Source organism: Campylobacter sp., assembly GCF_017646085.1.
GTDB lineage: Bacteria > Campylobacterota > Campylobacteria > Campylobacterales > Campylobacteraceae > Campylobacter.
This window is the reverse complement of the sequence record NZ_JAGCNF010000066.1, coordinates 1-12,365: the sequence shown is the minus strand read 5'-3', so window position 1 is coordinate 12,365 and position 12,365 is coordinate 1. Positions and strand designations below refer to the sequence as shown.

The following is a 12,365-nucleotide window of genomic DNA, read 5'->3' as shown; positions in this document are numbered from 1 at the left end:
CAGAAGCTTTTTAGTGCTATTAGAGTTGATGTTAGCGATAGAGATTTAGATATGTTAGCAGCTAGCTACTTTATGCAAGATAAGGTATCTGCGCAGATTATTTCTCTAGATAGAAATAGTATAAAAGTTGATGAGGTTGAGCTAAAATCAATCTGGGAAAAGAATAAAGATAGATATCTAACCAAAACAAAGTATAATCTAAAGAGCAAATTTATCCCTAAAGTCATAAGTGATGAAAATTTGACTGCATTGCAAGAGTATTATGAAGAAAATAGAGGGCAGTTTAGAGATGGATTTGATAAAATTTTAAGTTTTGAAGCTGCTAAAGATCGTGTAAAAGACGAATATGATATGAGGCAAACTAGGAAGTTAGCTCTAAGTGAATATATAAAAGCTAAAAAAGGTGAGGTAGAGCTAGAATTTGATATGGCTGTGTTAGATGGAGATTTTGGCTTTGATTCTAGCGAGCTAAAAGATATGCAAGTAGGCGACTATCTAAAACCATTTGTATATAGAGTGGATTATAAAGATGGATATCTAATATCTAGACTAGAGTCTAAAGAGTTACCAAAGCCTATGAGCTATGAAGAGGCTAGAGAGTTAATAGTAGATGAGTATATAGATAATAAACTAAAAGATAGTCTAGAGATTAAGGCCAAGAGTGCTTTAGATAATTTTAGCGGTAAAGATATTGGATTTGTATCTAGGGATTCTATGCCGCAGATTGATGGATTAAATGAAAATGAAGTGAGTGAGTTTATAAATTCAATCTTTGCAAGAAATATAAAAGATGGCTATATAATTGTAGGCAATAAAGCTATAATATATAAGATCACAGATCAAAAATTAGCAAATGCTAATGATATATCGCAATATGAAAATTTATTAAGCAATAGTGCTTATAATATCAAAAATGAACAGCTAATAGATGATTTACTCTCATCACTTCAGCATAGATATAAGATAGAACAATATTACAAAGGTCAGTAGTCGTGGGAACTAAAATTTTAGGTATTGATATCGGTTCTACGCAGATTTGCGCTGTGATGGTAGAACATGAGCCAAGGTCATTAGAAAATACTATAAAAGTTATCGGTATGGGAACAGTCAAATCCCAAGGACTAAAAAAGGGCTCAATCACAAATATCGAATTAGCTTCAAATTCTATAAAATCAGTCGTAAGCAGCGTAGTACGGACAGCTGGAATTAAATTTGATAAAGTTATAGTCTCAATATCTGGTAAAGATGCAAAAAATATTAATTGTAAAGATGTGATAAATATTCCTGAAAAAGAAGTAACAATTAAGCAGATTGAGCGTGCTATTAGTTCAGCTGAATATAAGGTAAAAATTCCACACGATTATGAAATTTTGCATACTTTACCATATAATTTTAAAGTAGATGAACAAGACAATATAGAAGATCCACTTGGTATGAATGGTACTAGGCTAGAGGTGCAAGCTCATATCATTGCTGTGCAAAAATCCGCTATTATGAATTTACGAAAAGCGATAGAAAAAGCTGGATTAAAAGCCGATAATATTGTATTATCTGGATACGCTTCAGCAATTTCTACATTAAATGAAGATGAAAAAGCTTTAGGTACAGTATTAATAGATTTGGGCGGTTCTAGCTGCAATATGGTGATTCACTCAGGAAATTCAATTAGATATAATGATTTTTTATCAGTTGGAAGTTTAAATATAACCACTGATATATCTACAGTACTTCACACTCCGCCAGCAGTAGCTGAAGAAGTAAAAATAAAATATGGTACATTAAAGCCTAGAAGTAACGAGCTAATTGTATTGCCTGATTTAGGAGATGAGAACTCTAGTCACGAAGTAGATATTAGTGTAATAATAAATGTTATATATATGCGTGTTGAAGAGGCTTTAATGATACTTGCTAAGATGCTTAGCGAGAGTGGATATAAAGAGTATGCTTCAGCCGGTATTGTGCTAACTGGTGGTATGGCTAAGATAGAAGGGCTTAGAGAGTTAGCTACTGCAATATTTGATAATATGCCTGTTAGAATTGCTAGGCCAAGAGAGTTTAGCGGTTCTATTGATGTCTTTAAAGACCCAGCAAATTCATGCGCAATTGGACTTTGTCTATATGGTGCTGGATATTTTACTCCATATGAGATAGACTCTGAGCGAAAGCTACGCCACAAAGATGAGATAGTATTAAGACCAAATCCATTTGTGGCAACTAAAGAATTTGATGAGCATATCCCGCAGACTATTCCAAGTAATAATTTAGCTAGTTTTGATGATGTTATGCCTAAAGTTCAGCCTAAGCAAAAAATGGAACTAGATCTTAAAATTGATGATAATGGCGACAAAGATGTCCTAAAAGAGAATATTGCCCTAGAAAAGGTCAATTCTGTCTCTAAATTTATGAACTATTTAAAAAATTTATTTTAAAAAAGGGGCTTGTGATGAGTGGTTTTACAGTAGAAGAAAAACAAAATGTTTATGGTGCAAAGATTAAGGTTGTAGGTGTCGGCGGCGGTGGCGGCAATATGATTAATCATATCATTAGAGAAGGTATACATAACGAAGATGGTATGAAAAGTGTTGATTTAATTATAGCCAACACAGATGCGCAAGCACTTGATAGCTCAGCAGCCCCAAATAAAATTCAATTAGGTGAGAAAAAAACTAGAGGCTTAGGTGCTGGTATGCAACCAACTGTAGGCAAAGAGGCCGCAATGGAAAGCTATGAAGATATTAAAACAACATTAGAAAATTCTGATATTGTTTTTATTGCTTCAGGTTTTGGCGGTGGTACCGGTACTGGCGCAGCTCCTATTGTAGCTCAAGCTGCTAAAGAGATTGGTGCGCTAACTATTGCTGTAGTAACTACCCCGTTTAAATTTGAAGGTAGCAAGAGAATGCGCTTAGCAGTTGAGGGTATAAACGAGCTTAAAAAAGAGTGCGATAGTGTCGTAGTAGTCCCAAATGAAAAGCTAAGCAATATAGTAGATAGAAAAGCTGGAATTAAAGATAGCTTTAAAATTGTAGATAGTATTTTAGCGCGTGCAGTAAATGGTATGAGCTCAATCGTTCTTAGTCATGGTGAGAGTGATATTAACCTTGACTTTGCTGATGTAAAAACTGCTATGAGCCATAGAGGTCTATCACTTATGGGGGTAGGAGAAGCTCAAGGTGATGGTGCAGCTCAAGAAGCATTAAAATGCGCTATGCAATCTCCATTATTAGATGATATGGATATTAAAGGTGCGATGGGTGCTATCGTACATTTTACGATTCATCCAGACTGCCCAATGAGCGATATGACTGAAGCGATGGAGATTATTGAAGCAGCTGCTGATCCTGATGCAGATATATTCTGGGGTACAAAATGTGATATAAATATGCCAGTTGATAAAGTTTTAGTAACTTTAGTAGCTACTGGTTTTTCAGATAGCAATATAGCTAAACTTCAACCAGCTACTGCTGCTAATGCAACTACAGTAGCAGCTGCTAAAGAGAGTACTCCAGTAAAAGCTGAAGAGCCAAAAGAGAGTATATTTAGTTATCGTAGAGTTTCAGGTTTGGATTTAAATATTAGTAGCGATGATTTAGATATTCCAACAATTAGTCGTCATCAATTAGATTAATAAATTTAGCCCCTTTATTGGTGGTCAAGCTTAAATTTGGCCACCAACTCTTAAATCTATCTTTTATTTATAACTTAAATTTAACTACAAATTCCAAAATCTACCTTTTATTTAAGCTAAACTGAATATAATTATAAATCTAATTTAAATTTAAGGTGGTAACATGGAAATTACGTTTGATTTTTACTCCACTCTTTGTGCGATGGTTTTTGTACTCTTGCTAGGTACTTTTATTATCAAAAAGAGCAAATTTTTGCAAGATTACAATATTCCAGAACCAGTTGTAGGTGGTATAATCGTAGCTATAGCAATATTTATTGCCAATAGATATGCAGGGTTTAGCTTTAGCTTTGATGGTTCACTAAAAGATCCACTTATGCTAGCATTTTATGCTAGTATTGGTTTGAGTGCTGATTTTGCTGCGTTTAAAAAGGGTGGTAAGATTTTATTTGGTTTTTTATTTATCGTTACTGGTCTTTTGATTTTGCAAAATTTAGCTGGTGTTGGCGTAGCTTTAGCAATGGGTGAAAATCCATTAATTGGCCTTTTATCAGGCTCAATTACAATGAGTGGTGGTCATGGTACTGGTGCTGCATGGGCAGCTGAGTTTATAAAAGAGCCATATAATTATGCTCCAGCTATGGAGATTGCAATGGCAGCTGCTACATTTGGACTCATTGCTGGCGGGATTATTGGCGGACCAGTAGCTAGATATTTAGTAGTACGACATAATCTAGTTTCTAAAGATAAATCAGGTAAAGATGATACATTATTTGAAGAACCAGAAAGAGAAAGGCTAATTACAGCAAATTCATTTATTGAGTCTTTAGCGCTTATTACAATCTGTTTATTGGTTGGAACTGAACTTAAAAAAATTGTAACATTTGTGACTATGCCTACATTTGTATGGTGTTTATTAGTTGGTGCTGTGCTTAGAAATGTCTTATCAGCAACTAAAATTCATACAGTCTTTGATCGTGAAGTCTCAGTGATTGGTAATGTTAGTTTATCATTATTTTTAGCATTTGCGTTGATGACTATTAATCTTTCTCAGCTAATCTCGCTTGCGCTTCCAATGCTGACTATTTTAGTAGTTCAAATTATTATTATGGTGCTTTATTCAATTTTTGTTACATATAGATTTTGTGGTAAAAATTACGATGCAGCTGTTTTATCAGCTGGACATTGTGGCTTTGGGCTTGGTGCTACGCCAACAGCATTAGTAAATATGCAAACAGTTACTAAGCATTATGGGCCAAGCCATATGGCCTTTATTGTAGTTCCTTTAGTTGGAGCGTTTTTTATTGATATTATTAACGCCTTTGTAATTTCAGGAATGGTAAGTTTGCCTATTTTTAATTAATATTTTTTTACGCTGGTATCACTTTGTCTGATACCACGTAAGGCGGCAAATTCAGGGCGATACTCAAAATGCATAGTATCAAAATGTTCCCATCTGCCGCCCCATATAAATCCATTTTTTTCAAAAATCTCTACAATTTTATATGGAATGTGATTTTGGTACTCTTTATGCCATAGCCAGTAGTGACTATTTGCTACATTGATATCAATAGCAATTCCCCAGCTATGTGCTGAGAGGTTAGTGCTTTGAGCAATGTTGCGGTATTTAAATGTGCCACCAATGTTTTGTAGATAGATTATTAAATTTGGTTCATTTTGTACTAAGATATTTAGCTCATCGCTAACTCTTTGTAGTGCTTGTGCAGCGCCATTGATGGAACTAAATTTAAGCTTTTGATTTAGACTATTTTTTAGCCAGATAACCTCAGTTAAATTTGCCTTTACTTCTTCTTCGTTTTTGCCATAAATTTCGCCAAAAAACAGCTCATTTCTAATTCTACCAGCATCAATTAGTGGTGAATTTAAAGGCATCAAAAGTGGATATTCTAAATTAAACATATCTTTTATAGTTGGATTTCGTTCTTTATCATAATAAGGGATTGTTTTGCCGTTAGGAAAAATAAGTAAATCATTGTTGAATTTAATATTATAACTATTTGTTAGTGCTAGTTTTGAATTGCTAGTTATGATATTCATAGACTCTACTAAACTTAGCAAAGTTGTAGCTATATCGTTTCTATCGCTACCAATTTCTATATCTGTGATAGCTGTGCGACCTATAAGCGCTCTGGCGTTATTTTTGGTTTTTAACCCCCAAGATGCGTGCGTAACACTGATTTTGCCATCAATTATGCCAGTATAGAGCATAATATGACCTTTTAGATATAAAAGCGTAGCATATGGTACTCCAAATTTGGCTATTTTAGCCTTTTTATCGCTATTATTAAGCCCTTTTAGATCTATGATTTGAGCGATTTGGGACTGCGCTTTGGAGTTTCGTGGAAGCCAAATTCCAAAGCTTGCAAAATAGTCTTTAGTAAATGCTGAACAATCCCGCAAACCATCTATTCCTCCCCAGCCATAATTCATCCCAAGCATCTGATTTATCACATTTTTAGCATTTTGTGCAGTAAGTTTGAGTTGTGTAGTAGCAATTTGTTGATTGATTGCTAGTCCATCAGGTGTGATGAAATGGCCATCTTTAATATGAGTATATGGTACTAAACCGCCAACTCGTGAGTAGAATTTAAAGGTATCAAATTTATCTTTTATAGCAATTTTATCTTTAATAAATATAGCAAATTTGGATTTTTTAAATTTATTAGCTTCATTTTGACTTAATATTTTTATATTATTAGAGGAGACAAATCCGCTAAATGAATCACTTTTGATAAATGCCCAAGCTCTATCTAGGCTAAAGTGCGAAACTAAAACTGGATGATAGGCTTCTAAATTTGAATCTTGTAAATAATCAAATGGATAACCCTCGCCTGGTTGTAAGCTTAAAAATAGTCTCTCATTTGTTGGAAAGCTTCTAACAGCAGTATCTCTTAAGATAATTGCAGGTTTTAAAATACTTTTAAACTGGGCAAAATTTGCGTTTTGTTTTTGCATATCAAACCAGTTTTGAGTGCGTAAAATTTGACTCTCTCCATAATATTTTTGTTTTTGATAAGTATAAGTATTAAATGCCCACATAGCATTATTTATATCGCCAAACTCATCATCCCAAACACTAAAATAGCGCTCTAAAAGCTCAGCTTTATCAATATTTAAGTTTAAATTTGTATCGGGTAATATATTAGCATCTTGCTTAAAGTCTAGATTAAGATTTAAATTTAGTTCATTTAGAGTATAGCTTTGTTTAGCACAACCAAAAAATATAAAAATGATTAACATTAACACTAAATTTCGCATTTATTCCCTTGTTTTTGCTATAATTATAACAAAAATAGGGTAATTGTTTTGTTAAATCATATTTTAAAACTTTTAGAAGAACATAATATATTTTTAACTGGTGGTGGGGGTGTAGGTAAGAGTTATACGACTAAGGAGATATTGCGAATTTATAAAAGTAATAATAAAAATGTTGTAGCCCTTGGTAGTACAGGAATTAGTGCTGTTGCCCTTGGTGGAGTAAGCATTCATAGCATTTTTAAATTTGGACTATGTGCAGATTTTTTAGAGCTTAAAGCGATTGATGCAAAGCAAAAAGGCAAGCTAAAAGAGCTGTTTGATATTATTAAAAATATCGATCTTTTAATAATCGATGAGATCTCTATGGTGAGTGCAGATTTAATGGAGATGATATCTTTGCGTCTTATGCAGGGTGGATTTAAAGGGCGGCTTATGGTTGTAGGGGATTTTTATCAGCTTCCACCTGTTAAACGCCAAAAAGATGATATGGCATTAATAAAATTTAACTATGCATTTGACTCGACAGCTTGGTATAATTTTAAATTTAAAAATATTGAATTAGTAATATCTAAGCGCACATCAGATGTCCAATTTTATTCTATGCTTTCACGCATTAGACTAGGAATCATCGATGCTGAAATTTACAAAAGACTAAGCTCAAAAATTACAAATGAGATCGCTAAAGATAGTGTAATTTTATATGGTAGAAATGCTGAAGCTGATGCATTAAATGCTAAAAAATTAGCCCAAATTCCAAATCCACTTGAAACTATAAGCGCAAGTGGTAGAGTTTATGATGAGACACTACAAAACGATGCTTATACTAAGTGGATAAATAATCTAAATGTCTTAAGCGAACTTAAGATAAAAATTGGTGCTAGAGTTATGTTTTTATGTAATAAATGGGGCGAGTATTATAATGGCGAACAAGGCATTATCAAAAATATTAATAAAGATGATAATGGCGTGGTAGTTAGCATAAGTGTGCTAAAAGATAGCGGAAATATAGCCGATGTAGAGCCATTTACATATTCACTTTTTGAGTACGAAAAAGATGATGAAGGCGGTATAAAAGAGAAATTGCGGGCTGAATTTACTCAGTTTCCACTAAAATTAGCCTACGCTATTACAATCCATAAATCGCAAGGTATGAGTATAAGGCATTTGGTATGTGATTTAAATAATATTTTTGCTAATGGACAGCTTTATGTAGCGCTATCACGAGCAATTAGCTGGAATGATTTAAGTATAATTTATACACGCAAAAGAGATTTTTACTCATATCTAAAAAGTGTAGTAAATATAGATAAATGCGTAGCTAGGTTTTATGAAAAAGAGAATTTTATAAAGGAAAGAATATGAAAAAAATTTTTATGTTTTGGCTAATTTTATGTGGAATTAGCTTTGGCGATGTGGTGAGTGTTGAGAGTTTTGAGAGCGATTTATACTCAAAATATGATGTAAATAATCTTAAAAAAATATCAATGGATTTAGAGATTATAACTAGAGATGATAATGTAGAAAAAGCACCTATTTATGATGCTTTAAATATTGTTGTAGGTAGCTTTTATGCTGAAGATATTATGACCTCAAAAGGCAAAGAGAGCTTTAAATCTACTCTAACAAAATATATAGATAAAAAGCACTCTATAACAATCGATGATATATATATCATTAGGCTTAAATTTGTCGATGAAACTAATGTTCAAAAGATTCTTGATGCTATAAGAGATATGCACAACAAGGGTGATTCAACTCCGCCTAATGTGCCAAATTTACCAAAGATTGAAAATCAACTCTTAGATGGTAAATTTTAATAAAAATCTTTAATTGCTAATAATATCGTAATTGCTTGGAATTTGTGGCGTTAAAATCTCCTTGCTTATTATTTTATCTTTGCTTATTTGGGTAAATTCAATTATAGCTTTATTGCCTAGTTTATCCTCATAAGCAATGAGTTTTGGTAGTGAGTTTTGAGTGGTGATATCATAGACTACATCTTCATAAACTGCTTGAAATTTATCATCGCTAAGCTTTTTGGCATTTTTTAGTATTTTAGTGATATCTGGAGAACTTTTTAGGTTAGTAATTATGGCTTGTTCTAATTCTGGTTCTATGATAATAACTTGATTATTGCTAAAATATATTAGTTTTTGCATTGGTGTATCATATTGCCAAAATGCACCAAAATCACTATCAATAGCTAACGATCCAGTATATATTATCTTTTGGTCTTGACTGGTGATAGTTTGAGTAAATTCGCCAATTAAACTTTTAAATTTTAACTCATTAGCTCCAAAAAGATTTAAAGATAGGATAAAAACAAGTATAAATTTTCTCATATTTTGCCTTAAATTTGAGTATTTTAAATAGATGATTTTAGCTAAATTTAGCAAATAAAAGCTTAAATTTAAGGGATTTTTAGATAAAATAGCGACTTATTTTAACTACAGGATATAATATGCTTTCATTCATAGCTAGAAAAATATTTGGAACTAAAAATGATAAAGAGATTAAAAAATATTATAAAAGAGTAGCCAAAATTAATGCCTTAGAATCAAAATATGAAGTATTAAGTGATGATGAATTAAGGGGCGAATTTATTACTTTGCAAAACTCTTTAATAGATGGCAAGGCTACTAAAGATAGCATATTAAATGATGTTTTTGCTATTGTTAGAGAGGTGTCAAAAAGAACGCTAAATATGAGACACTTTGATGTGCAACTAATAGGCGGTATGGTATTAAATGAAGGCAAGATAGCAGAGATGAAAACGGGCGAGGGAAAAACCCTTGTAGCAACCTTGCCAGTTGTTTTAAACGCAATGGATAAAAAGGGAGTCCATGTAGTAACGGTAAATGATTATTTGGCTAAACGTGATGCTACGCAAATGAGTGCTATATATAATTTTTTAGGTCTTAGTGTCGGTATTATAGTAGGTGGGGAGTATGATGATAGTAAGCGTAAAGCCTCATATGATGCTGATATTACATATGGTACAAATAATGAATTTGGCTTTGATTATCTGCGTGATAATATGAAATTTGAACTATCTAGTAAGGTTCAAAGAGAGCATAATTTTGTTATTGTAGATGAGGTTGATAGTATTTTAATTGATGAAGCTAGAACCCCATTAATTATTTCAGGTCCTACTAATCGTACATTAGATGGATATATCAAAGCAGATGAGGTAGCAAGAGCTATGACAAGAGGAGAGCCAGCAGCTACACCGCAAGATAAGCCAACTGGAGATTTTACCGTAGATGAAAAAAGTAGAACTATAATAATAACTGAGGCTGGAATTGCTAAAGCTGAAAAGCTATTTGGAGTAGAAAATTTATACAATCTAGATAATGCAATTTTAAGCCATCATTTAGACCAAGCTCTTAAGGCTCATAATCTATTTGAAAAAGATGTACACTATGTAGTTCGTGATGAAGGCGTGGTAATTGTAGATGAATTTACTGGTAGATTAAGCGAAGGTAGAAGATTTAGCGAAGGCCTTCATCAAGCACTAGAAGCTAAAGAGGGTGTAAAAATCCAAGAAGAGAGTCAAACTTTAGCTGATATAACTTTTCAAAACTACTTTAGAATGTATGGAACAATTGCTGGAATGACTGGTACTGCACAAACTGAAGCGGCTGAATTTGCTCAAATTTATAACTTAGATGTAATATCTATCCCAACCAATCTGCCAATTAAAAGAGTAGATAAAGATGATTTAATATATAAGAGTGAAAATGAGAAATTTAAAGCTGTAATAGAAGAGATAAAAATAGCCAATGCTAAAGGTCAGCCAGTACTTGTAGGTACTGCAAGTATTGAAAAAAGTGAGTTATTTCATAAAATGTTAGCCAAAGAGCGTATAGCTCACTCTGTATTAAATGCTAAAAATCATGAAAAAGAGGCGCAAATCATTGCCGAAGCTGGAGCCAAAGGTGCTGTAACTATTGCGACTAATATGGCTGGTCGCGGTGTAGATATTCGTATTGATGATGAAGTGCGTGCTCTTGGTGGTTTATATATTATTGGCACTGAAAGGCATGAGAGCCGTCGTATCGATAATCAATTAAGAGGGCGTGCTGGTCGTCAAGGTGATCCTGGTGTAAGTAGATTTTATCTAAGCTTAGAGGATAATTTGCTTAGAATCTTTGGCAGTGATAAGATTAAGGCTATAATGGAGCGCCTTGGAATTGAAGAGGGCGAAAGCATTGAGAGTAGACTAGTTACTCGTGCAGTAGAAAACGCACAAAAAAAGGTAGAGAGCCTACACTTTGAGAGTAGAAAGCATGTACTAGAATATGATGATGTAGCAAATGAGCAAAGAAAGACAATATATAAGTATAGAGATGAACTACTAGATCCAAATAGCGATTTAAAAGAGAAAATAATCTTAAATAGAGAAGATTTAGTATTGATGATATTAAATGAAGCTGATATTATTGAAGGTGGATTAAGCGAGGACTTTGATATAGATAGATTAGCTCTTGTGATAAAAGAAAATAGCTTAATTGATATTGATCCAAGTGAGCTTAAAGGTCTTGATTTTAATGAGCTTAAAGGGTTTATTATAGATAAATTGGCTAATGATTATGAACTTAAGATGTCGCATATAGATATCGAACAAAGAAAAGGTATAGAAAAATTACTATATCTACAAATTCTAGATGCTGCGTGGAGAGAGCATCTATATCAAATGGATATTTTAAAAACTGGCATTGGATTAAGAGGCTATAATCAAAAAGATCCATTAACTGAGTATAAAAAAGAGAGTTATAATCTATTTATGGAGTTAGTAAATAGATTAAAAACAGAAAGTGTAAGAACATTACAAATAGTTAAATTTAAAAGTGAAGAGCCAGATAGCAATTCTAATCAAACTCCAAATGAATCAGTAAAAATAGATAAAAAACCATCTCGTAATTCACCTTGTCCATGTGGTAGTGGAGCTAAATTTAAAGAGTGTTGTGGCAAGAGTGGACCAAAAAAAGGAGTTTTTGCCTAGTGGTTAGGTATCTACTTTTTAAATATCTTAGATTTGATCGCTCTCAACCGTTTATTGCTTTATCTGCAATTTTAGCATTTTTGGGTGTAAGTATTGGCCTTATGGTGCTTATTATTGCAATGGCTATTATGAATGGTTTTGATAAAGAGTTTGAGCGCAAACTCTTTACTATGAATTATCCAATTACTATTTTAAGTTACATTAAAGGTGGAATTGATAAAAGTGATGTAGATAGATTAAAAGCAGAATTTAGCAATCTTAAATTTAGCCCATATATTTCAACTCAAGCTATTGTCAAGCATGGCAATAAGCTTGAAGGCGGTATATTATTTGGTGTAAATTTTGATGATGAAAAACAGATAAACTCTGTGGTAAAAGAAGCGCTTAGCAATACTACTCCAAGTGATTTTGAGATTCTTCTTGGAAAGGGGATTGCTGATGATTTTGCACTTT

At 32.9% G+C, this 12,365-nt stretch carries 10 protein-coding genes; 8 read left to right on the top strand and 2 right to left on the bottom strand.

The genetic code is table 11. The features are described 5' to 3' along the window. From J6V67_RS03480 to gltS, 4 genes are all read left to right on the top strand, one after another. Positions 1–990, top strand: a 990-nt coding sequence (locus J6V67_RS03480; protein WP_291858830.1) for a peptidylprolyl isomerase, incomplete at its 5' end; no start/stop codon positions are given. Positions 991–992: 2 nt separating this feature from the next. Further along, on the top strand, positions 993–2,429 hold the full coding sequence (gene ftsA, locus J6V67_RS03475; protein ID WP_291858827.1) for a cell division protein FtsA: 1,437 nt from the start codon (positions 993–995) through the stop codon (positions 2,427–2,429). A gap of 14 nt (positions 2,430–2,443) precedes the next feature. After that, positions 2,444–3,628, top strand: a complete 1,185-nt coding sequence (gene ftsZ / locus J6V67_RS03470) for a cell division protein FtsZ (protein ID WP_291858824.1) — start codon at positions 2,444–2,446, stop codon at positions 3,626–3,628. 163 nt (positions 3,629–3,791) lie between these two features. Beyond that, positions 3,792–4,991 (top strand): sodium/glutamate symporter, encoded by a 1,200-nt coding sequence (gene gltS, locus J6V67_RS03465; protein WP_291858822.1) that lies wholly within the window; start codon positions 3,792–3,794, stop codon positions 4,989–4,991. On the opposite strand, the gene J6V67_RS03460 is transcribed toward gltS, so the two are convergent. Further along, entirely contained in the window at positions 4,988–6,907 is a 1,920-nt protein-coding gene (locus tag J6V67_RS03460; protein WP_291858820.1) for a M15 family metallopeptidase, read from the bottom strand. The two genes, gltS and J6V67_RS03460, sit on opposite strands and share 4 nt — an antisense overlap. Before the next feature lie 48 nt (positions 6,908–6,955). On the opposite strand from J6V67_RS03460, the gene J6V67_RS03455 reads away from it, so the two are divergent. Both J6V67_RS03455 and J6V67_RS03450 read left to right on the top strand, forming a co-directional pair. Beyond that, on the top strand, positions 6,956–8,269 hold the full coding sequence (locus tag J6V67_RS03455) for an ATP-dependent RecD-like DNA helicase (protein ID WP_291858817.1): 1,314 nt from the start codon (positions 6,956–6,958) through the stop codon (positions 8,267–8,269). Next, the gene (locus tag J6V67_RS03450) at positions 8,266–8,724 is read left to right on the top strand and encodes a hypothetical protein (RefSeq protein WP_291858814.1); all 459 of its coding nucleotides are present in this window, start codon (positions 8,266–8,268) and stop codon (positions 8,722–8,724) included. The genes J6V67_RS03455 and J6V67_RS03450 overlap by 4 nt, the downstream gene beginning before the upstream one ends. 9 nt (positions 8,725–8,733) lie before the next feature. On the opposite strand, the gene lolA is transcribed toward J6V67_RS03450, so the two are convergent. Beyond that, on the bottom strand, positions 8,734–9,249 hold the full coding sequence (gene lolA / locus J6V67_RS03445; RefSeq protein WP_291858812.1) for a LolA-like outer membrane lipoprotein chaperone: 516 nt from the start codon (positions 9,247–9,249) through the stop codon (positions 8,734–8,736). Between the two features lie 119 nt (positions 9,250–9,368). Here lolA and secA point away from each other — a divergent pair, with 119 nt between their 5' ends. Continuing rightward, entirely contained in the window at positions 9,369–11,912 is a 2,544-nt protein-coding gene (gene secA / locus J6V67_RS03440; protein WP_291858809.1) for a preprotein translocase subunit SecA, read from the top strand. Then, a partial coding sequence (locus J6V67_RS03435; RefSeq protein WP_367205743.1) for an ABC transporter permease occupies positions 11,912–12,365 on the top strand: 454 nt, incomplete at its 3' end. The genes secA and J6V67_RS03435, both read left to right, overlap by 1 nt.